The 20729-nt window shown below is 67.4% G+C and carries 18 protein-coding genes; 8 read left to right on the top strand and 10 right to left on the bottom strand.

Translation table 11 applies throughout. The annotated features are described in order from the left end of the window. Positions 1–22: 22 nt before the first annotated feature. Positions 23–289, bottom strand: coding sequence for a tail fiber protein (locus FHS48_RS08815; RefSeq protein WP_184263192.1), 267 nt, complete (start codon positions 287–289; stop codon positions 23–25). A gap of 361 nt (positions 290–650) precedes the next feature. On the opposite strand from FHS48_RS08815, the gene FHS48_RS08810 reads away from it, so the two are divergent. Together FHS48_RS08810 and FHS48_RS08805 are read left to right on the top strand one after the other, a co-directional pair. Beyond that, positions 651–1529 (top strand): delta-class carbonic anhydrase, encoded by an 879-nt coding sequence (locus tag FHS48_RS08810; protein ID WP_184263191.1) that lies wholly within the window; start codon positions 651–653, stop codon positions 1527–1529. Positions 1530–1554: 25 nt separating this feature from the next. Next, a complete protein-coding gene (locus tag FHS48_RS08805; RefSeq protein ID WP_184263190.1) occupies positions 1555–1797 on the top strand; it encodes a hypothetical protein in 243 nt (80 codons plus the stop codon). Here the strand turns inward: FHS48_RS08805 and FHS48_RS08800 are convergent. The 4 genes from FHS48_RS08800 to FHS48_RS08785 form a co-directional block, all read right to left on the bottom strand. Next, complete coding sequence (locus FHS48_RS08800; protein WP_184263189.1) at positions 1769–2476, bottom strand: hypothetical protein; 708 nt, start codon at positions 2474–2476, stop codon at positions 1769–1771. The two genes, FHS48_RS08805 and FHS48_RS08800, sit on opposite strands and share 29 nt — an antisense overlap. A gap of 134 nt (positions 2477–2610) precedes the next feature. Further along, positions 2611–3537: a 4-(cytidine 5'-diphospho)-2-C-methyl-D-erythritol kinase gene (locus tag FHS48_RS08795; RefSeq protein ID WP_184263188.1), complete on the bottom strand. Its 927-nt coding sequence runs from the start codon at positions 3535–3537 to the stop codon at positions 2611–2613. A 76-nt stretch (positions 3538–3613) separates the two neighbouring features. Then, positions 3614–5500: a tetratricopeptide repeat protein gene (locus FHS48_RS20435; RefSeq protein ID WP_184263187.1), complete on the bottom strand. Its 1887-nt coding sequence runs from the start codon at positions 5498–5500 to the stop codon at positions 3614–3616. A gap of 43 nt (positions 5501–5543) precedes the next feature. Continuing rightward, a complete protein-coding gene (locus FHS48_RS08785; RefSeq protein ID WP_184263186.1) occupies positions 5544–7181 on the bottom strand; it encodes an electron transfer flavoprotein-ubiquinone oxidoreductase in 1638 nt (545 codons plus the stop codon). A gap of 284 nt (positions 7182–7465) precedes the next feature. On the opposite strand from FHS48_RS08785, the gene FHS48_RS08780 reads away from it, so the two are divergent. After that, positions 7466–8398: a uracil-DNA glycosylase gene (locus FHS48_RS08780; protein WP_311769113.1), complete on the top strand. Its 933-nt coding sequence runs from the start codon at positions 7466–7468 to the stop codon at positions 8396–8398. Positions 8399–8465: 67 nt separating this feature from the next. On the opposite strand, the gene FHS48_RS08775 is transcribed toward FHS48_RS08780, so the two are convergent. After that, complete coding sequence (locus FHS48_RS08775; RefSeq protein WP_184263185.1) at positions 8466–8948, bottom strand: four-helix bundle copper-binding protein; 483 nt, start codon at positions 8946–8948, stop codon at positions 8466–8468. Between the two features lie 174 nt (positions 8949–9122). Here FHS48_RS08775 and FHS48_RS08770 point away from each other — a divergent pair, with 174 nt between their 5' ends. Genes FHS48_RS08770 through FHS48_RS08760 form a run of 3 tightly spaced genes read left to right on the top strand, consistent with a single transcriptional unit; the run spans position 9123 to position 11282 of the window. After that, positions 9123–9419: a PqqD family protein gene (locus tag FHS48_RS08770; protein WP_184263184.1), complete on the top strand. Its 297-nt coding sequence runs from the start codon at positions 9123–9125 to the stop codon at positions 9417–9419. Then, positions 9416–10378 (top strand): hypothetical protein, encoded by a 963-nt coding sequence (locus FHS48_RS08765; RefSeq protein ID WP_184263183.1) that lies wholly within the window; start codon positions 9416–9418, stop codon positions 10376–10378. Before FHS48_RS08770 ends, FHS48_RS08765 begins: the two co-directional genes overlap by 4 nt. Next, positions 10368–11282: a sulfotransferase domain-containing protein gene (locus FHS48_RS08760; protein ID WP_311769112.1), complete on the top strand. Its 915-nt coding sequence runs from the start codon at positions 10368–10370 to the stop codon at positions 11280–11282. The genes FHS48_RS08765 and FHS48_RS08760 overlap by 11 nt, the downstream gene beginning before the upstream one ends. A gap of 38 nt (positions 11283–11320) precedes the next feature. Here FHS48_RS08760 and FHS48_RS08755 read toward each other — a convergent pair whose 3' ends face one another. The 3 genes from FHS48_RS08755 to FHS48_RS08745 form a co-directional block, all read right to left on the bottom strand. After that, the gene (locus FHS48_RS08755) at positions 11321–13285 is read right to left on the bottom strand and encodes an asparagine synthase-related protein (RefSeq protein WP_184263181.1); all 1965 of its coding nucleotides are present in this window, start codon (positions 13283–13285) and stop codon (positions 11321–11323) included. Positions 13286–13388: 103 nt separating this feature from the next. Next, positions 13389–13553 (bottom strand): hypothetical protein, encoded by a 165-nt coding sequence (locus FHS48_RS08750; RefSeq protein WP_221443432.1) that lies wholly within the window; start codon positions 13551–13553, stop codon positions 13389–13391. A gap of 54 nt (positions 13554–13607) precedes the next feature. Continuing rightward, the gene (locus tag FHS48_RS08745; protein ID WP_184263179.1) at positions 13608–14708 is read right to left on the bottom strand and encodes a hypothetical protein; all 1101 of its coding nucleotides are present in this window, start codon (positions 14706–14708) and stop codon (positions 13608–13610) included. A gap of 220 nt (positions 14709–14928) precedes the next feature. Here FHS48_RS08745 and FHS48_RS20430 point away from each other — a divergent pair, with 220 nt between their 5' ends. Further along, positions 14929–15177 carry a DUF2798 domain-containing protein gene (locus FHS48_RS20430; RefSeq protein ID WP_184263178.1) on the top strand — a complete coding sequence of 83 codons (249 nt, stop codon included), beginning with the start codon at positions 14929–14931 and terminating at the stop codon, positions 15175–15177. Positions 15178–15220: 43 nt separating this feature from the next. On the opposite strand, the gene FHS48_RS08735 is transcribed toward FHS48_RS20430, so the two are convergent. Next, entirely contained in the window at positions 15221–17176 is a 1956-nt protein-coding gene (locus FHS48_RS08735) for a methyl-accepting chemotaxis protein (protein WP_184263177.1), read from the bottom strand. A gap of 254 nt (positions 17177–17430) precedes the next feature. Here FHS48_RS08735 and FHS48_RS08730 point away from each other — a divergent pair, with 254 nt between their 5' ends. Next, positions 17431–20223 (top strand): ATP-dependent DNA helicase, encoded by a 2793-nt coding sequence (locus FHS48_RS08730; RefSeq protein ID WP_184263176.1) that lies wholly within the window; start codon positions 17431–17433, stop codon positions 20221–20223. Positions 20224–20729 lie beyond the last annotated feature (506 nt).

Genomic DNA, 20729 nt, shown 5'->3' with positions numbered 1-20729 from the left:
AGGCCGGATCCGCTGATGCGGATCACGCGTTGAGGACCGGATACTGCCCGCCGACGCAGATCACCACAAGGCGGCCCTGCGCATCCGGCTGCCCGTTGGCGTTGAAAGACGGCAGGGCGAAGGTCTGCGAAGCCGGGGACCCGCCGTAGCGGTTGCCGATGATGCTGTACAGCATGGTGGCCTGAGTAATCAGGAGAGTCTGACCGTTGCAGGGCATCCACTCCGGCGGAAGCTGCGACGGTTTGCCAAGGAACGTGCTGATCGAACCGGTATAGCTGTCAGGGCTCATGGTATCTGATCCATCTGGAGAGTGCCCTTCCCCATAAGGATGCTGCTGACGGGGATCATACGGAGGTCGGAGTCAAAAAACAAACGCATAAAGGGTGAAGTGTTTTAATTTTTACCAATGGGTGTTGGTGTCTGGTATGGCGATCCCGGCTTCTTTCCTGAATGGGAGGTCTCAGGGCCACGGCGATCAGTAATCCTAAATACCCAGAGAGGGAATTTTCCGGAATTCTCTCTATGGGGGCGGATCAATTGAAGATACCCTTCCGAAAGAAAGAGTCCTGAGGCCATCCTTGATGAAATGATCAGGGGAAAAGCGCTTCAGGGGAAGAAGATCAGGGAATTTCAATCGGGAGGATCCTGCCATGATGTCTGTGCGTTCCAACGTGGCGGCGGCAGTTTTTGGTTCTTTTCTTGCAGTTCTGTCCATATCTACGGTTGCGCAGGCCTCGCAGTCCGCAGGCCCGGTTCCGGACAGCGAGATTGCTGCCCAACGGGCGGCCTTGACGGCGGCGACCAAGGGGGCCGGGTATGGCCCGCAGGCCCCGCGCGATCTTGATGCGCTGGATGGCCGGAATCCCCGCCTTTTCACGCTGGCCCCGCCGGCGTCGGAAATGGCGCTGTGTGATATCCACCTGCACAAGAATGCGGAACACAAGGGTGGGGATTTCACCACCTATGCCGGGAACGGCGACGGGCAGGGCAATGACACCGGGTACAGGTATAACGGCACCCTGAGTGCCGCCGAACTGGCTCCGGTCGGCACCAAGATCGGGGCCAGCGAGCATGGCGAGCTGGTGCCGGGCGATACGGTGGAGATCCACTTCGTCCATTCCACCGCGCAGGCGACGGTGGGGCCGACCCTTGCCACCTGCCTCAGCGAGACGGTGAAAAACCCCGAGCTGCGGGTTGAGGCGGTGGTGGCGGTGCTGGTCAACGATCCGCAGGCGGCGGATTTCACCAAACTGGCCAAGATCGAGACCATCAACGGCCTGAATCAGGTGCCGAACCTGCCGACGACGCTGGGCCAGCCGATCCAGTATGCCGGGTCAACCACCGGCCCCAGTTATAACAAGGCGGGGTCCCCCTTTCAGGTGACCTGGAGTGTGCGCCCCAAGGTGCTGAAGGTGGACATCACCTCGCTGGGGAAATGGCTGGCGGACAATCCGTTTCAGGAAAACCACGCCCATGGCGTCCGGACTCTGGTGATTGACCCCGACCTGCTGTCGCGGATCACCCGCTGACCGTTTCCGTCCCCTGTGCGGATTTTTGTCAGGCCTCCGGGACTCTTCCCGGGGGCCTGTTTCTTTTCCGGCGCTGAAGGCCCTGACCCACGGCCTGCTCGTATCGGTGAATGCCTATGCCGCCGGGAACCCGGCGTTCCCGCATCAGAGTACCGCGGGCCAGTTCTTTGATGAAGACCCGCTGGAAGCCTACCGCGCCCTCGGCCATGCCATCGCCGGGCACTGGCTGGCGGCGGATGTCACCGCCCCGCCGCCGTCAGGCGGGTAAGGAAGGCGACGGCCTGCGGCGTGTTGTGGCAGGTGATGGCAATCGGCTTCTCGAAGGCGGGGGGCAGGGTCTCGGCCCGCCGGATCTGTCTGCTGGCATCGTCCGGCAGGAGACGCATGTTGCCGTCATAGGCGACGATGTAGTCAACCCGGCGGGACAGCAGCAGTTTGACCGACTGGCTGATGTCGTTGACCTGAATGACCTCTGCCGTGCTCAGGGAGTCCGGCAGGCGGAGGTGTGCGGCGATTTCGCGGTTGATGGCAAGCCGCAGCGGCCGGTCCGGGGCGGGGGCCGGGTCTGTGTGGCGGAAAAAGGAAAAGCGGGCGGTCATCAGCGCCGGACTGACCAGAAAGGCCTGTGGGGTATCGGCGGGGATCTGCCATGGTGACCCCAGCAGGCAATCGGTGCTCCGGCCCAGAAAGGCCGCCGGAGCCCGGATGACCGGCAGCGGAGTCAGCACCGCGTCCCCGGCGGCCTGAATCTGGCGCAGGACCCGGTCTTCATCCGGGGTCGCCGGTTGCAGAAAGCGGCCCTTGGCCCCGTTGCTGTAGGCGATGGTCAGCGGGGGCCGGGTGGATTCCGCCGCCTTTGGTACGGCATCCGCCGCAGCGCCGGGGTGTGCGGCGATAACCGCCAGACCGGTGCTGACGGCAAGGCACCGGAGAAACGGCCACAGCATTCTCGGCGGGATCCGTGTGTATTCTGACATGCAGGAGGTGTAGACCGCCCCTGCGGGGGTGTCGAGCTGGACCTTCGGTATAAGCCCGCCCGCACCGACAGGGGGCGGATGCGGAGGAGGGGAGGGCTGACCGTTCAGCGGCGCAGCACCGGTTCCGCCGCCAGAGCAAAGGGGTCGGCACTGGCGGGCAGGACCGGGGCCGGTTCAATCCACCAGCCCGGCTGCTGCTGGCGCAGGGCGCGGGCGGCGGTGCGGGCATCGTATTCGGTGGCGAACAGGCCCCAGCAGGTGGCGCCGCTGCCGGACATCCGGCTCAGGCGGCAGCCCGGCTGCGCGGTCAGCGCCGCCAGACACAGCCCGACCTCCGGGGCCAGCGAAATGGCGGCGGCGGTCAGGTCGTTGCGGCGGGTTTTCAGCCCTGTCACCAGATCATCGAGATCGCGCGGCGGCGTTTCCAGCGGCATTGCGGCGCTGAACGCCCCGCTGCGGGCGCGGAACACCGATGGGGTGGACAGTTGGGCCCCCGGGTTGACCAGCACCAGCCAGCAGCCCGGCAGCGGCACCGCATCGCGCAGCTGTTCGCCGATGCCGCTCATGTCTGCCGGGCGGCCGCGCAGGCATACCGGCACATCAGCCCCCAGCCCGGTTGCCAGCGCCATCAGCGCCTCGCGCGGCAGGGTCACATCCCACAGGGCCATCAGCGCCCGCAGGGTGGCGGCGGCGTCAGCGCTGCCGCCGCCGATGCCCCCCGCCACCGGCAGGGCCTTTTCCAGCGTGATCTTTGCCCCGGTGGTGGTGCCGGTGGCAGCGGCCAGCGCCTGCGCCGCCTTCAGCACGATATTATCCTGCGGCGGCACCGCCCCCAGCCCGATCGCCTGCGGGCCGATCACGGTCAGGCTCAGGCTGTCGGCAGGTTCCACCGTCACCCGGTCGAAGACCCCGGCGAACACCACCAGACTGTCCAGCAGGTGATAGCCATCGTCCCGTTTGCCGGTCACATGCAGGGTCAGGTTGACCTTTGCCGGCGCGGCAACGCGGATAAGGGGGGCGGATGCAGTCATGACAGGGACTCCTGTTCCGGTCCCGGCCCGCCGTGGGGGCGGGGCCGGGGAGCAGGGTGTAAGAGGGAGGGACGGATCAGGGCTTGGCTTTTTTGCTGGTCTCGGTCTTCAGCAGGCGTCCGGCCTTGATCTTGGCGGTGATCGCCTCCAGATCCTCCGGTTCCGGCTTCAGGTCCAGCGCCCGCTGCCACTGGAAGCGGGCCTCGTTTTCCCGGCCCACCTGCCACAGGGCATCGCCCAGATGATCGTTGATGGTCGGGTCAGCCGGTTTCAGGGTGATGGCGCGTTCCAGTTCCCGCACCGCGCCGGGGTAGTCGCCCAGCAGGTACAGGGCCCAGCCCAGACTGTCGACGATATAACCGTCGTTGGGGCGCTGGGCGACGGCGCGTTCGATCAGCGCCTTGCCTTCCTGAAGGTTCATCCCCCGGTCAATCCACGAATACCCAAGGTAATTCAGGACGTTCGGCTGGTCTTTTTCCAGCGACAGGGCGGTCTTGAAGGCCTGTTCGGCTTCCGGCCAGCGCTTGCCGCGTTCCAGCGCGATGCCCAGGCTGTACCACACCGGCCAGTGGGCGCGCGCCGGGGTGCCGAGGCGCTCGATCGCCTTGCGGTAGGCGGCGGCGGCGGCATCCCAGTGCTTCAGGCGGCGTTCCAGCTCGCCCATATCGCTCAGCGGGTCGGCGGCATGGGGGTACTGGGTGGCCAGATCGGTCAGGATCTTCCGCGCCTCTTCGGTGCGGTTCAGTTCCTGATAAATCTCGGCCAGCTTCAGGCGCACCGGGAACCACGTCTGCGCCGTCTTCGGCACGGCGGCATACTGGGCGGCGGCATCGGCGAAGCGGCCCTGACGGGCCAGCAGGTCGCCGACCAGCATATCGGCGTAGGGGAAATCCGGGCGCAGCATCAGCGCCAGCCGGGCGAACGCCTGCGCGGTGTCATAAGACTGGGCTTCCGCCACCGAGGTGGCTGAGCCGTACATCGCTTCCGCCAGACCATCGCGGGTGCTGCGCAGCGGCTTTTCCTTGCCATTCTTGAAGTCGGCCCACGCCGCTTCCACCAGTGCCGAACCCGGATGGGTGGCGCGGTAGCGGGCAAACAGGGCCTCGGCCTCCGGCAGCCGGTTGTGGCGGCGCAGGAAGTCAGCGCCCACCTGCACGGCGCGCAGGGTGATGCTGCCTTCGTCGTTCAGCACCTTTTCGTATTCCGGCCACGCCTGTCCCGGGCGGTTGGACAGGTCGTAAATCATCCCGGCGTGGAAGTGGTACAGCGGGGCCAGATGCGGCTGGTCCTTCATGCTGTCCATGGCCTTCACCGCCGCTTCGGCCTTGTCCTGCCCCTGTAGGATCCACGCCCGGGTCAGCGGCAGCAGGAAGCTGTTCAGGCCGACCGGCTCCAGATCCTTCAGGGTGATCAGGGCATCGGTCCACTTGCCTTCATCGGCCAGCCCGACCGCCACCACCAGCGGCGAGACGGTGGACTCCGGGTCCAGCACCATTGCCTTGCGGGCCAGCGCCATCGCTTCCGGCATCCGGCCTTCCACCAGCAGGAAGAACCAGGCGCGGCGGATCAGCAGCGGATTATCAGGGTCCTTTTGCAGGGCGGCGACGTAATTGGCGGCAGCCCCGGCAGAGTCGTCGTTAAACTGGGCCTGACGCCCGGCCAGATAGCGGCCATAGACCGAGGTATAGGCCGGGGCGGTGCCCCGCACCCCGTCGGCGGCAGCCACCTGCACCGGGGAGGAAATCACCGGGCTGGCGTCGGATCCTGCCCCCGGGGCGGGTTCGCTGCCCACGGCCCCGCCGCAGGCGGCGGGCATCACGGCCAGCGCCAGAACCAGCGCCAGCCGTGACAGCGGGAGACCAGCCAGCGGGGTGTTACCCCGCTGGATCCGGCGATCGGCAGAGGTGGGCCGAGGGAGGGTGGGGGCAGTGCCCCGGCGACGGAAGGACAGATGCGCGCTCACTCGACCAGTCAACCTCTTCTTTAAAGTACGGACAGGGCAGGCCTTACATATTGGGGTAGTTCGGCCCTTCGCCCCCCTGCGGGACCACCCAGTTGATGTTCTGGGTCGGATCCTTGATATCGCAGGTCTTACAGTGCACGCAGTTCTGCGCGTTGATCTGAAGACGTTTACCGTTCGTCGCGGCATCGTCAACATATTCATACACGCCAGCCGGACAGAACCGCTGTTCCGGGCCGTCGAACACCTTCAGGTTGACCCCGACCGGAACATCCTTGTTCTTCAGGGTCAGGTGGCAGGGCTGGTCTTCCTCGTGGTTGGTGGACGACAGGAACACCGACGACAGCTTGTCGAAGCTGACGACGCCATCGGGCTTCGGATACTCGATCTTCGGCATTTCCGACGCCGGACGCAGGCAGGTGTGGTCGTCGTGGTTGCGGAAGGTCCACGGCTCCTTGCCCTTGAAGACATAGGTCGACAGGGCGGAATAGCCGAGGCCGAACAGCAGGCCCTTATGGAACGACGGGCGGATGTTGCGCACTTCGTGCAGTTCCGGCCACACCCACGACTTCTTCATCATGTCGGTGTAGGCGGTGACTTCCTTTCCGGCGGCGGCATCGGCCTTCAGGGCCTCGAAGATCGCTTCGGCGGCGACCATGCCGGACTTCATGGCGGTGTGGGTGCCCTTGATCTTCGGCACGTTGAGGAACCCGGCGGAACAGCCGATGGTCACCCCACCGGGGAAGGTCAGCTTGGGGATCGACTGGAAGCCGCCTTCGTTCAGGGCGCGGGCACCATAGGCAATGCGGCGGCCGCCTTCGAAGGTCTTGCGGATTTCCGGGTGGGTCTTGAAGCGCTGGAACTCATCGAACGGCGACAGGTGCGGGTTGGCATAATCCAGCCCGATCACGAAGCCGACGGCGACCTGATTGTTTTCCAGATGGTAGAGGAACGACCCGCCGTAGGTATCGGTCTTCACCGGCCAGCCGATGGTGTGCACCACCTTGCCCGGCTGATGCTTCGACGGCTCGACTTCCCACAGTTCCTTGATGCCGATGCCGTAGGTCTGCGGGTCAACACCGTCGCGCAGGCCGTATTTGTCGGTCAGCTGCTTGGCGAGGGACCCCCGGCAGCCTTCGGCGAAAATGGTCTGCTTGGCCAGCAGTTCCATCCCCGGCTGGTACATCGGGCCCTGCTCGCCGTCGCGGGTCAGGCCCATGTCTCCGGTGGCGACGCCGCGCACCGCGCCGGTATCGTCGTACAGCACCTCGGCCCCGGCGAAACCGGGGTAGATTTCCACGCCCAGCTCTTCCGCCTGCTGGCCCAGCCAGCGGGTGACATTGCCCAGCGAGACGATGTAGTTGCCCGCCCCGTGCATCTGCGGCGGGGTCGGCAGCTTGAAGGCCTTGGTTTTGGTCAGGAACAGGAAGTTGTCATCGGTGGCCGGGGTGTTCAGCGGCGCACCCTTTTCCTTCCAGTCCGGAATCAGTTCGTTCAGGGCGCGCGGCTCGATCACCGCCCCCGACAGGATATGTGCCCCGATCTCGGAGCCCTTTTCGATCACGCAGACCGAAACGTCAGCGCCATCGGCCTGGGCCAGTTGTTTGAGGCGGATCGCCGCGCTGAGGCCGGACGGCCCCCCGCCAACGATCACAACATCAAATTCCATCGACTCCCGTTCCATACTCTCTCTCTCTTCACGCAAGGGTTATGGGTGCGTCTTACGGTGTCAACGAAGGCCCTGGCCCGGCCTTCCCAGACTGTGTGCAGTGCATACACGCGCGCCAGCATAATTGCGTGACGCTTTCCAGAAAAGCCTGACGTAGCGTTATGGGTCCCATTTTCTCCGGTGATGGCCTGCATGGGGCCTGCATGGGGCGGGACGGCGGAAAGGCCGGTGGCAGACTCCCCGCCGCCTATGGTAATACGGCGGCATGGTTCCTTTCCGGTGCAGGATGTCTGATCCCCGTGTCGTATCCCTCCGTTTCCGCCGCAGACTTTGATGCCGCCGCCTTCGGCTTTGCCGGGGATGTGGCGCTGTTGCAGTGGTATCTGGAGGCCGGGGTTGATGACTGCATCGCCGAGGCCCCGCTGGACCGTTATGCCCAGAGCGCGGCACAGGCGGCGGCCCGGCAGTCCGCCCCGGTGGCGGCTATGGCGGGCACGCCGGAACCCCGGGCCAGCGCGGTGCAGGTGCAGACACCCCCGGTCAGCTTTCCCGCTGCCGCCGTGCGGCCCAGTGCCCCGGCGCTGGCCGCTGACCCGCATCAGGCGCTGGGCACCGCCACCCACACCGCACAGGCCTGCACGACGTTGGAACAGCTGAAGGCGGCGGTGGAAGGCTTCGACGGCTGCCCGCTGAAAATCACCGCCAGCTCCACCGTGTTTGCCGACGGCAACCCCAAAGCGCCGCTGATGGTGATCGGCGAAGCGCCGGGCCGGGATGAGGACCGGGTGGGCAAACCCTTCGTCGGCGAAAGCGGCCAGTTACTGGATAAAATGCTGGAGAGTATCGGCATTGCCGGGCGTGCGGATTACTATATCACCAATGTGTTGCCGTGGCGGCCCCCCGGCAACCGGGTGCCGACTGATGCCGAGGTGGCGGTGTGTCTGCCGTTCCTGATCCGGCATATTGAACTGGTGCAGCCGCAGGTGATCCTGCTGGTCGGCGGCCTGTCGGCCAAGGCGCTGTTCGCGGTCAATGAAGGCATCACCCGCCTGCGGGGCCGCTGGCGGGCCTATCAGACCCCCGGCCTGTCGCATCCGGTTCCGGCGATTGCCACCTTCCACCCCGCCTATCTGCTGCGGTCCCCGGTGCAGAAGCGGATGGCATGGCGCGATCTGCTGGATGTGCGGGAGAAACTGGCGCAGATGGCGGCGCACAAAAGCGCGGGTGGGTAAGGTCGGGCGGGGGCAGCGTCTGAAAAACCGGCGCTGCTCCCGTCCGTTTGCCCGCGTCGCGGTAAAATCAGGCCGCCAGCTTCCTGCATTCCTCGGCGCAGGCTTTGCAGGCATCGGCGCAGGCTTTGCACTCGGCGTGCCTGTCCGCGTGCTTGCGGCATTCCTGCTCGCATTCCAGACACATCGGCAGGGCAACGGCCTTGGCCATGGCGGGCAGCAGGGGCGAACCGGTGCTGGCCAGTTTGGCCAGTGTGGCGCAGACCGCCAGCATCTGATCGACGCTGCGGGCACACCCGGCCATCGACAGATCCCCGGCGGCAAAGCTGCTCAGGCAGTGGTTCAGGCACAGTTGCCCGGCTTCGATGCAGGCGAGGGCGGTTTTCTGCAGGGCGGCGTTGACCGCCACTGCGGCATGCATATGGCTGTGGTCCATGCCGGAATGGCTGCTGTGGTCCATCTGGGTGCCGCTGGCCAGTGCCGCCCCGGAGGCGGTTGCCACCAGAGTCGCCGCGCCGGCGGCCTTGAAAAATGTACGGCGGTCATACTGCATAACGGGTCTCCATGGTCCTGCCGCCCCCTTCCTGTCGGACGGTCCGGTTTTATGCGGACGGCAGGATAATCCTGTTTTATCGCTATGGCCTCTTTTATCTGCGCCTGTTTTTCAGGCGTCAGGAGTGTTATGTTCGGTTGAAAATGTTCGTCGTCATTCTATTCGGATCTACTGATGTTGCCTCTTTCCGACGCCTCTGTTCTTGTCCGCCGGGGGGACGTCCCGAGTACGGTGCTTGATGACGATCTGGTGATGTTGGATCCGCTGACCGGGCAGTATTTCAGCCTGAATCCGGTGGCGGCCGCCCTCTGGGCGCGGCTGGAGCGGCCGGTTCCGGTGGGCACGCTGATCGCCGGACTGCTGGAGGCCTATGACGGGGATCCGGCCATCATTGCCGGGGAGACGCGGGCCGCACTGACCCGGCTGGTTGATCTGGGATTGCTGCTGGTTCAGCCGGAGCAGGCTGAGTGACGGCAGACTCTCAGAACATGGGCCGTGATGTGACGCTGTGCGGCTGGCGGGTGCGGTCGGCGGTGCCGTTACCCGCCCTGCTGCCGTGGTCCGGTGACGACCGGCCACCCGATATCACCATCCGCATTGGCCGGGTGGCGGTGCCGGAGGGGCTGCCGTTTCAGCGGGCCTTCATGCGGATCGCGGCGGATGGCACCGGCTGGGTGACGGTCCCCGACGTGGTGCGGATGCAGATCCGTGGCGGGGCCGAGGTGACGGTTGACCCGCTGATCGATGTCGGGGCACCGGATATTGCCCTGTTCCTGCTGGGCAGCGGGCTGGGGGTTCTGTGCCATCAGCGCCGCATCCTGCCGCTGCATGGCAGCTGTGTGGAGCTGGACGGTCAGGCCATCCTGTTCTGCGGGCCGTCCGGGCAGGGCAAGTCAACGCTGGCGGCGGCCCTGGCCGCACAGGGCCTGCGGGTGCTGTCCGATGATGTGACCCCGGTGCTGCTGCCCCCTGACGGGCCACCGCTGGCGGTTCCGTCCTACCCCCGGCAAAAACTGTGGCAGGACAGCCTGACGGCGCTGGGCCTGACGGCAGGGGAGCGGGTGCGGCAGGCCGGAGAGATCGAGAAGTTTTCCTGTGATCTGGCGGCGCGGTTCTGCCCCCGGCCCTTGCCGGTGGCGGCGGCGATCCATCTGACCACAGAGAAAAAGCCGGGGCAGCCGCTGCTGTCGCCGTTGCGGGGCGGCACCGGGCTGCTGGTGCTGCGGCGGTCTGTCTACCGCGCCGAGATTGCAGGCTGGCTGCGCCCGGAAGACGGGCTGTTCCATGATCTGGTGCGGCTGGCATCGGGGGTTGCGCTGGCGACCCTGCGGCGTCCGGCGGATCTTGCCCGGCTGGATGCCTTTGCGGCGGCCCTGCCGGATCACCTGCGCGCCACTTTCATCAGGGAAGGGTCCTCCGGTGCCGGGTGACGCTCTGTTTCCTTCTCCGGCCCACTCCCCGGCGCTGCCCCCGGCAGGCCGCCCGCTGTCGCGGTTCCTCTGGCTGGCCTCCTATCCCAAGTCGGGAAATACCTGGATGCGTCTGGCGCTGGACAGTCTCAGGCGCGGCGGGGCTGCGGTGGATATCAATGTCTTCGGCGCGGAAGAGGAGGCGATTTCCTCCTCGCGTTTTCATTTCGATCTGGCGGCGGCCATTGATTCCGGGGATCTGCTGCCGGATGAAATTCTGGCGGCGCGTCCGGCGGTGTTCCGGGTTCTGGCAGGCATCCTGCCGGATGGCCTGTGCTGGAAAGTGCATGAGGCCTGCCTGACGGAAACCGGCGCGGGTCCGCTATTCCCCCCCGACGTGACCCGGGCGGCGATCCACATCGTCCGCGATCCCCGGGATGTTGCGGTCTCGTTTGCCGCCCATCAGGGGCACAGTATCGACAGCGTGATTGCCCTGATGGCCGACCCGGAGGCGATGCTGTCCGCCGGGCGCAGCGGTGGGAAGAGACAGGTTTCTCAGCCGTTGCGGACCTGGAGCGGCCATGCCGTCAGCTGGATGGATCAGACGCTGTATCCGGTGATCACCGTCCGGTACGAGGAGATGCTGGCCGATCTGGCGGCGGTGCTGCGGCGGGTCATCCCGTTGCTGGGGCCGGAAGGGGAAGCCTGTTCCGAGGCGGCGGTGGCCGGGGCGGTCGAGGCCACCCGGTTCGCCACCCTGCGCGGGCAGGAGGTACAGGCCGGTTTCCGGGAGCGTCCGCCGGAAGCGGCGGTCTTTTTCCGGCAGGGGACCAGCGGCGGCTGGCGGGACGGGCTGACCGCACGGCAGGTTGCCCGGATTGAGGCCGATCACGGGCCGGTGATGGAGCGTCTGGGCTATCTGTAATCCGGCGGCGGTCCGGACCTCTGATGCGGGCTGCCGCGTTACAGGTTGGGGTTTTCCGCCCACAGGATGAAGTCGCCGGTCCCCAGTGCCACCGACAGGGCGGACAGGGTTTTTGCCCGCCATCGCTGGTCGGGGGTTGCCGGCCAGTCATCAAGGATTGCCCGCAGACGGGGCAGATCAAGCAGGCTGCTGACGGTGTCAGAGCGGGAGAACCGTTCCAGCAGGGCGGCGATGTCGTCCCGGCGGGGAGTCTGGTGATAGTGCCAGTCATTGCCCTGCGTGCAGGAAACCGCATCGGCGAGAGTCTCCGCAGGCAGGCGGTCTGCCAGAACCCGCCGGGCCAGCGACCGTTTTCCGTCCTGCCCATAGAACCGGTCCGGGACCGCCATGCAGAATTCGAGCAGCGGAAACGACCACAGCGGATCGTGCAGGGTTGTGCCGGGCAGAAAGTCTGCGGCGGTGCAGCGTCGCCACAGGGCCTGTTCCACGATCAGCCGCCGCTGTGCCCGGCTGCGGTTTGCCGGGGGCAGGGCGGCGAACAGATTGCGGCGCCAGACCGGAGGGGCAGGGAAGGCGGGGGAAAAGGCAGGGCCGGAAGAAACCGGTCCCGCGGACCGGCCAGAGCCGGTGAGGCGATGCCACAGGGCCTGTAGGGCCGGGGGCAGCAGCGGCCAGACCGCCTGCTGGCGGAGAATTTTCCACAGGCTGCTGCCGGGGGTGCGCCGGGCTTCGGCACTGGCATAGCGCCACAGCTGCCCCAGTGCGCCCTGCCGCAGGCACTCCTCGGGGTAAAAATCCGGTGACCACGACAGTGTCATGTTGCCGCCATTGCCGGTCAGCACCTCTGGCTGGCCCAGACGGCGGAGGGTATCGGCCTGCGAACGGTGCCAGTGCAGGCCGAACCAGAACCGCACCGGCACCCCGCCGCTTTCGGTCAGGGGGCGGATCTGGACCCCGTCGGGGATGCTGCTTTCAATCCGGTGCGGCCGCAGGCTGGGATAGCGGTGCAGAACCGGCTGCACCCCCGGCCATTCATCGCCGGTGGCGGCAATGCCGGGGGCGGCGGCCACGGCAGCGGCAGCGGGAACGATGGTCAGGACATCCAGCGGGCTGGCTCCGCGCAGGCGGGCTGCCGTGGCCACCACCCCGGCACTGTCCAGTCCGGCGGTCAGGTGGCAGGCGATGCCATGCCCGTTCCGCCCGGCGTTGCGCAGGCTGTTTTCCACCGCCTGATCCAGCAGGGCCCGGCCCGCCCCGATGCAGTCTTCCTCCCTGCGGAAGTCCAGCCGGTGGTCCCAGTCCACCGCCCGGGGACGGTCAACGCGGATTGTGCCCCCATCCCAGATCAGCCGCCCGCCGGGGGGCACCTGCCGGACGCCCTGAAACGCCGTGCGGCCATCGGTCGGCCAGTGAAAGGCCAGCATTTCGGCAACAACCGGGACATCAACCGGCAGCGACGGCCCGCCCCGTGCCGTCATCAGCAGGGACCGTATCACCGGCAGGGTACTGGCGAACAGCAGGCCGCCGCCGGGGGTGGCCTCCGGGGTGCTGTAAAACAGGCTCCGGCTGCCGGAGGGGTCACAGGCCAGCAGCAGGCGGCGGCTGGCGCGGTTCCAGACCATCAGCGCAAAGTCGCCGTCCAGCCGTGCCGGGGCGTCGTCTCCCCAGGCGAGGACGGCATGAACGGCGAAATCAATGTCGGGGGAGGCGTCTGTCAGGGGGAGGGGCGCAGGTTGCCTGCGGGCCGGAAGGGACCGTTGCAGGCTTTCGCGGTTGTGCAGGCCGCCGGACAGGGCAATCACAAGCCAGGGTGCCGGGGGCGGCGAGACCATCTGCCCGGCAGACAGGGCGGCGAAGTGGGCCGGGTAGTCCGGCAGGTCGGTTGTCCGGTGCGCGGCAGAAGGGGCGGTCAGGCCTGTGTCGGCATATCCGGCGGCGGCAAGGGCATGCGAGAAGGCCGCAGCATCAAACCCCGCGACGGCGGCAGACCCTGCAACAGGCATCGGGGCGCCCTTTTCTCTTTTCTGTGGCTGAAACGATTGTTCCAGACAAAACAGTCCGGTTGCTTCAGCAGGCCGGGGGCGCTGAAGGAGAGATGGGGACCGCTCAGCTGGTGTTTTTGGTGGTGGTCGATTCAGTGACCTCTGATCCCTTTGCCAGTGTTTTGGTCAACGACAGCACGGAGATCTCGGGGGTCTGCCATTGCGGGCGTACATGGGCAGGACGGCCATCCCCGGGGGAGTACAGGGGATCCTCAGGGTTGAATGCCATCATGGGATGTCCTTACGCTGATATTGCTAGGCATTTGTGCTTAATATACCCGGATCAGGCCTCGTTTTCCAGTTGTAGTTCGCGTACCAGCGCAGCCGCAACGTCACGCGGCGGGCCGCTCCATGGGAAGTGGTACTGGACGATGCCGGGCGACAGGTTAACGTCCAGAATCCAGTGATTGCCCGGGCGGCAGGGGGCGGTGGGGTCGGCCAGCGCCAGATCGGCGGCCCCGGCGCGGGTGCCGGGCAGGCTGCGGAACAGGCGGATCACCTCGGCGGCGTAGGACGGATGGATCTCCGGCAGGGCAGTGTGGCTGTCGCCCCCCTGCGAAGCGTTGGAGACATGGCGCAGCGCCACCCGCTGCCCGGCGGCGGGGATGGAGGACAGGCTGTGGCCCTGATCCGCCAGCCGGGCCAGCAGGGCGGCATCGGGCAGGATCGGCGGCTGGCCGGTGCGGGCGGCGCGGCTGGCATTGCGCTCCGCCAGCAGAGCGGAGACCGGGCGGCGGCCGTCGCCGGTGACGGCGGCGGGCACATCCATGCGCAGGGTGACATGGTCCGGGGCCACCCACATCACCCGCACGGTGGCCCCGGCGGGCAAGGGCGGGCCGCTGCTGACGTGCTGTTCCACCAGCACCGCCCCGCAGCGGTCGGCGACGGTGTCGAAGGCGTCCCCGACCGCCAGATCGCCGGTCAGGCCGGGGGCAACTCCCCAGCCGAGGCTGCCGGAGGGCGGCTTGATGCAGACCGGCCCGGTCCGGCGGTTGGCCCATGCCAGCGCGGCGGCCCGGTCGGCGGCGGCGAAGGCCTGTCCGGTCGGGGTGGAAAAGCCCCGGTCGGCCAGCCAACGGTTCAGCGCCGGTTTGTCGGCGGTCAGGCGGGCGACGGTGCCATTCAAGGGGGGCGCTGTCGCCGGATCCGGCCCCAGACGGATGCTGCCGCCCTGACACCACACGGTGGTGTGGCCGAGCGTCAGGCGCAGCCGGAGGGGAACGGGGGTTTCCTCCGCCGTGCCACCCTGCCGGACGGCGGCGGCGGCCAGAACCGCCAGTTGCAGCGCCCCGCGCCGGGCGAGGGACAGCGCCAGCGGCACATCCCCCAGCCGGGCTTCCAGCAGGGGCAACAGGGCGGAGCGGTCGGGCGGGGCAGGGGGCATGGCGGGGCTGTACGGTTGGATGGCAGGAGGGCGGAAAGACGAGTCTTAGCATCCTGCCGTTGGCGTTCCAACGTCTGGTGTCAGGATTTTTTCCGTTTGCACACCAATAGACGGGCTTTAATATTACGAATTGCTTATTTTAAGGGTGAGGCGCTATGCTGGCGGCGCAACGGACTGCTGACCGTCCCATCCGTGGTTTTGAAATAAAAGGAAAACACCAATGGCCCGCCGTCTCCCGGCCCACAGCGCCGCTGTTCTGATGCCGTTTTTCCTGTCGATGCTGATGACCTGCATCGTGTCTCTGGTGTCCACAGTGATGGCGCTGGGGCTGGTGCCGGAGGTGTTGAGCCGCTGGCCACAGGCCTGGGGCCTGTCATGGGCGGTGGCGTTTCCGGTGATGCTGCTGGTGATGCCGGTGGTGCGCCGTCTGGTTGCCCTGCTGGTGGAACCGCCGCCGCAGCGGGGCTGAGAATCCGCCCCGCTGCCGGTCCGTACAGATCAGGCCTGCCCCCTCACGCCTGCCGGATCCCCGTCAGGAAGCGGTCGATATCGTTCCGCAGGCTGCCGGTTTCGTCCAGCAGCCGCCGGGCGGAGTCCCCCAGACTGTCAGCCTGACGGTTGGTGTCGGTGGCGCAGGCCGAGACATCGGTGATGTTGCGGCTGACATGGTCATTGGCGGCGGCGACATCCTCGATGGTGCGGGAGATTTCGCGGGTGGCGGCGGCCTGCTGCTCCACCGCCCCGGCAATGGCCTGCGCCTGTGTTTCCACCTGATTGATGGTCTCCACCAGCGTGGCGATGGCGGCATGGCCGGTTTCCGCCTCGGCCTGAATGGCGGCAACCACGGTGGCAATGTCGCGGGTGGCGCGGGCGGTCTGGTTGGCCAGCGACTTCACTTCGTTCGCCACCACGGCGAACCCCTTGCCGAGGTCTCCGGCGCGGGCGGCCTCCACCGTGGCGTTCAGGGCCAGCAGGTTGGTCCGGGCAGCGATGTCGTTAATCAGGTCAACCACCGAGCCGATGCGCAGGGATTCCGCCGTCAGGCGTTCATAGCCGCTGGCGGTCTGGCGCACCAGCATCCCCGCCTGCCGCACCGCTGCGGCGGCTTCGGCGGACTGGCGGGAGACCTCGCCGATGGTGGCATCCAGTTCCGAGGCGGCGGTGGCCACGGTCTGCACCGAAGCGGCGGTCTGCTGGGCGGCACCGGAGACGGCGGCGCTGCGGCTGCCGGTGATCTGGGCCGATTCCGTCAGGCTGCCGGAGGCGGCGGAAACCCCGTCAGCGGCTTCCGCCACCATGCGCAGCACCCCGACCACCGACGCATCAAAGGCGGCGGTCAGGCTGTCGCGGCGGCGGGCGCGCTCCAGTTCCGCCTCGGTCCGCTGGCGGGCGGCGGCCTCCAGTTCCTCCATATGGATCAGGTTGTTGCGGAACACCGCCACCGCCCCGGCCATTTCGGCGATTTCGTCGCGGCCGGTCAGGGCGGGAACGGTGACAGAGCGGTCCCCGCCGGACAGAGCAGTCATCACCTGCGTCATCTGGTGCAGCGGACGGCTGATCATCCGGGCGACGCGCAGGGCAACGGCGGCGGTGACGGCCAGACCGGCCAGCAGGGCGGCGGCAACGGTCAGGGCCGTTTCCCGGCGGCGGCTGTCCATGGTGGCGCGGGCGGCCCCGGCGGCCTGCGCGGTGGCGGCGGTGATGGCATCCAGCGGGGCCTGTACGGCGTTGACCGCGTCCGACAGAGCCGTGATGTCCGCCCGCTTCTTCTGATCGGCGCTGACAAGGGCGTGGAAGGCGGTGGCATATTCGGCCATCAGGGCGGTCACCCGGTCCCCGTCGGGCAGGTCATAGGCGTCTGCCGCCTTGCGGAACTGCTCCAGCGTCTGGTCGAATTTCCCGACATAGGCGGTGTCGCCGCGCAGCAGATAGTCTTTCTCGTGGCGGCGCAGGGTCAGCATCAGGGTCTGCAACGGCAGGGCACCGCTGTCAGTGATCACGGTTTCCACCGCATGTACCCGCTCCCGCAGCAGGCCCTGACGGCCACTGCTGTGGGTCAGGCCGTTGTCGGTCATGGTGGCAAAGATGGTGTCCAGCCCCTGCCCGTAGCGGGTCAGGGCATCGCGGACCGTGGTCAGTCCGTCGCGCAGCGGGGCGGCCTCCGGCTGGCCGAGCAGGTGCCCGGTGATGGTCAGGGCCTCCGCCACGGCGGCCTGTGCCCGCTGATGGTCGGCGGGATTGGACCCCAGCAGCAGGTCCTTTTCGCTGCGGCGGGCCTCCAGCACGGCAAGGCGGATCTCGTAGACACTGCCCTGAAGGGCGGTCTGCGCCTCGGCAGCGCGGCGGGCGTCTTCGGCCTGCGACAGGCCGTAGAGTGACAGCGCGACGGTGAACGCGATCAACAGCAGGGTGATCAGAAGAATAAAATATATCTTCGTACTGATTTTGAGAGTCTGAATGAACTTCATGGCAATCCCCCCGGATGGCCCCCGTTTGATACGAAGTCATGAAACTGTCATTTTCTGATTTATGAAGAATCAGGGTGTCTCATTGACTCGATGTGACTGAGTGGTATCTAATGGGCATCTGAGCGTCCATGATAAAGTGTATGACATATTTTTGACTGTTTTATGACGGTCGCGGTTCTCTTGCCTCCGGGTAAAAGAACGCCTCGGGAACACAGGGGCGTGACAAGGCGGTTCAATCCGGCTATGGTCCGGCCATGTCATCCGCCGGTCTGCCGCCCTCTTTCCAGCTTTTGATCCCCGCCGTGCCCGTTGTGGTCACCGGCGCCCGTCAGGCTGTGATCCTGACCCCGGACGGGGAACTGGAAACCCTGCCCCTGCCGGAGGCGGCCCGCCGGCTGCGCGGCGAACGGCCAATGGTCTGCCACCTGCCCAATGTGGCGGCCCGGCTGAAGGTGCCGCCGTTCATGGCCTATGATGTGCTGGAGCTGTTCGCCTTTGTGCGTCCGGCCCGGTTCTGCCTGCCGACCGTCGGCGGTCTGGCGGCGGCCTGCGGGCTGGATGCGCCGGTATCGCCGGAAGACTGTGCCCAGACGCTGGTGCAGGTGGTGCGCCGCCTGCTGCATGAACTGCCGCAGGAAGCGCGGTGGTCGCAGGCCAAAGGCCGGGGCGTGGCGTGGGCGATGACCCGGGGCGGCTGGCCGTGGGGGCCATCGGTGCTGGCTGCGTGGGGCGAACAGGGCGAAATGCCGCACAGCCACCGCGTGCTGTCGGGCATGCGGGTGTGGGAACATCTGCCGGAATTTTCGGAACACGCGCCGGAAAGCCCGCCCGGCACCGCCCCGGTTGATCCGGCGGAGGCCCGGACCCGGCTGGGCCAGCTTCTGGGCACCGCCGCCGAGGACCGGCCGCAGCAGGCGGATTTTGCCTCCGCCTGTTCCGCCGCCTTCGCCCCCCGCCATGTGGAAGGCGAACCGCATGTGGTACTGGCCGAGGCCGGGACCGGGGTCGGCAAGACGCTGGGCTACATCGCTCCGGCCAGTGTGTGGGCGGAAAAGAACGAGGGGGCGGTGTGGATTTCCACCTACACCCGCAACCTTCAGCGCCAGCTGGATGCCGAACTGTCGCGCCTGCACCCCGACCCGGTGGAGAAGGCGCGGAAGGTGGTGGTGCGCAAGGGCCGGGAAAACTACCTGTGCCTGCTCAATCTGGAAGAATCGATCAACCGCCTGTCGCACACTCCGGCACTGGCGATCCCGCTGGGCCTGATGGCGCGCTGGGCGCTGGCCACCCGCGACGGCGACATGGTCGGCGGCGATTTTCCCGGCTGGCTGTCCGATCTGGTCGGGCGGGGACCGACCATCGGCCTGACCGACCGCCGGGGCGAATGTGTGTTCGCCGCCTGCCCGCATTACACCCGCTGCTTTATCGAACGCTCGGTCCGCAAGGCCCGCCGGGCCCGCATCGTGGTCGCCAATCACGCCCTTGTCATGCTGGTGCTGGCCCATGGCGGCACCGTCGGCGGCGGGGAGGAAGGGCCGCAGATTGCCACCCGCTATGTGTTTGACGAAGGGCACCACCTGTTTGATGCCGCTGACAGTGCCTTTTCCGCCCATCTGACCGGGCAGGAGGCGGCGGAGCTGCGCCGCTGGCTGCTGGGGTCGGAGGAAACCGGCCGCTCCCGCGCCCGCGGGCTGAAGCGGCGGGCGGAAGAGGTGCTGGCCGACAACGTCGATGCGCTGGATGCACTGGATGCGGCGCTGGCGGCGGCCCGCTGCCTGCCGGGGCCGGGCTGGCTGAACCGCCTGACCGAAGGCGCGCCCAACGGCCCGACCGAACGGTTCCTGCTGCTGGCCCGCCAGCAGGTTTATGCCCGGTCAAAGGATGCCGGGACCCCCTATTCGCTGGAAACCGAGACCGCCCATCCGGTGCCCGGCCTGCTGGAAACCGCCGCCGAGCTGGAACACGCCTTCGACGGGCTGCTGGCCCCGGTGCGGGAGCTGATCCGGGTGATCGGCAAGGTGCTGGATGACGCGGCGGGCGAAACCGATGGCCCGACCCGCCTGCGGCTGGACAGTCTGTCCCGCAGCCTTGACCGCCGGGCGGTGCAGCCGCTGCTGGCGTGGCGCTCGATGCTGGAAGCCCTGCAACAGGAAACGCCGGAACAGTATGTGGACTGGTTCGCGGTGGACCGGATCGAGGGCCGCGATATCGACACCGGGATGCACCGCCATTGGATTGACCCGACCAAGCCGCTGGCCGGGGTGATGGCCGACAGCACCCACGGCGTGGTGGTGGCCTCGGCCACCCTGCGCGACGGCACCGGGGATCCGGAAACCGACTGGAAGGCGGCGGAAGGGCGGACCGGGGCGGCGCATCTGCCGGTTCCGGCGCTGCGGGCGGCGATGGCCTCGCCGTTTGATTACCCGGCCCAGACCAAGGTGTTGGTGGTGACCGATGTGCGGAAGGATGACCTCGATCAGGTTGCCGCCGCCTACCGCGAGCTGTTTCTGGCCGCCGGGGGCGGCGGACTGGGGCTGTTCACCGCCATTTCCCGGCTGCGGGCGGTGCGCGACCGCATCGCCGCGCCGCTGGAAGACCGGGGGATTCCGCTGTACGCCCAGCATGTGGACGGCATGGACAGCGCGACGCTGGTCGATATCTTCCGGGCCGATCACGACGGCTGCCTGCTGGGTACCGATGCCATGCGGGACGGGGTGGATGTGCCCGGCCATTCGCTGCGGCTGCTGGTGTTTGACCGGGTGCCGTGGCCGCGCCCGGATATTCTGCACCGCGCCCGGCGCGAGGCCTTCAATGGCCGTGCCTATGACGACATGCTGACCCGCCTGCGCCTGAAGCAGGCGTTCGGGCGGCTGGTGCGCCGCGCCGGGGACCATGGGGTGTTCGTGATGCTGGACCCGATGATGCCGACCCGCCTGCACGGGGCCTTCCCGCCCGGGGTGGCGGTGCAGCGGGTGGGGCTGGCAACGGCGGTGGCCGAGGTGCGGTCCTTCCTCGGCGATTACGTGCGCGGCAGCGGGGTGGGTTAAAGCCCGGCTAAAGCCGGGCTGTTATTTGTTTTAGCCCCTCAGACGCCGGGCGCGGGCGTCCGCCCGCTTGGCTTACGCGCGAATGGTCGCGCGGGCCCTCAATGGGCCAGTCGGGCCGTTGGCCCTCCGTTATCTGTCCCTTGTATGTTTGGCCCCTCAGACGCCGGGCGCGGGCGTCCGCCCGCTTGGCTTGCGCGCGAATGGTCGCGCGGGCCCTCAATGGGCCAGTCGGGCCTTCGGCCCTTCATTTATCTGTCCCTCAGACGGCGGGCGGGCGCATCCGCGCCCTTGCCTCACGTGCCCACGCGGGTACGGGCCCTCAATGGGCCAGTTGGGCCTTTGGCCCTTCATTTATCTGTCCCTCAGACGGCGGGCGGGCGCATCCGCGCCCTTGCCTCACGTGCCCACGCGGGCACGGGGCCTCAATGGCCCAGTCGGGCCTTCGGCCCTCCGTTATCTGTCCCTCAGACGGCGGGCGGGCGCATCCGCGCCCTTGCCTCACGTGC

The organism is Novispirillum itersonii (assembly GCF_014205675.1).
GTDB lineage: Bacteria > Pseudomonadota > Alphaproteobacteria > Rhodospirillales > Rhodospirillaceae > Novispirillum > Novispirillum itersonii_A.
This window is presented reverse-complemented; position numbering and strand designations above follow the sequence as displayed.

Excerpts from the sequence above, each read along its gene's own strand:
- FHS48_RS08775 (WP_184263185.1), bottom strand. The coding sequence starts at position 8,948 with ATGCAGTATGACCGCCGTACATTTTTCAAGGCCGCCGGCGCGGCGACT.
- FHS48_RS08735 (WP_184263177.1), bottom strand. The coding sequence starts at position 17,176 with ATGAAGTTCATTCAGACTCTCAAAATCAGTACGAAGATATATTTTATT.
- FHS48_RS08815 (WP_184263192.1), bottom strand. The coding sequence starts at position 289 with ATGAGCCCTGACAGCTATACCGGTTCGATCAGCACGTTCCTTGGCAAA.
- FHS48_RS08770 (WP_184263184.1), top strand. The coding sequence starts at position 9,123 with ATGTTGCCTCTTTCCGACGCCTCTGTTCTTGTCCGCCGGGGGGACGTC.
- FHS48_RS08750 (WP_221443432.1), bottom strand. The coding sequence starts at position 13,553 with ATGGCATTCAACCCTGAGGATCCCCTGTACTCCCCCGGGGATGGCCGT.
- FHS48_RS08755 (WP_184263181.1), bottom strand. The coding sequence starts at position 13,285 with ATGCCTGTTGCAGGGTCTGCCGCCGTCGCGGGGTTTGATGCTGCGGCC.
- FHS48_RS08810 (WP_184263191.1), top strand. The coding sequence starts at position 651 with ATGATGTCTGTGCGTTCCAACGTGGCGGCGGCAGTTTTTGGTTCTTTT.
- FHS48_RS08730 (WP_184263176.1), top strand. The coding sequence starts at position 17,431 with ATGTCATCCGCCGGTCTGCCGCCCTCTTTCCAGCTTTTGATCCCCGCC.
- FHS48_RS08800 (WP_184263189.1), bottom strand. The coding sequence starts at position 2,476 with ATGCTGTGGCCGTTTCTCCGGTGCCTTGCCGTCAGCACCGGTCTGGCG.
- FHS48_RS08785 (WP_184263186.1), bottom strand. The coding sequence starts at position 7,181 with ATGGAACGGGAGTCGATGGAATTTGATGTTGTGATCGTTGGCGGGGGG.
- FHS48_RS08795 (WP_184263188.1), bottom strand. The coding sequence starts at position 3,537 with ATGACTGCATCCGCCCCCCTTATCCGCGTTGCCGCGCCGGCAAAGGTC.
- FHS48_RS20430 (WP_184263178.1), top strand. The coding sequence starts at position 14,929 with ATGGCCCGCCGTCTCCCGGCCCACAGCGCCGCTGTTCTGATGCCGTTT.
- FHS48_RS08745 (WP_184263179.1), bottom strand. The coding sequence starts at position 14,708 with ATGCCCCCTGCCCCGCCCGACCGCTCCGCCCTGTTGCCCCTGCTGGAA.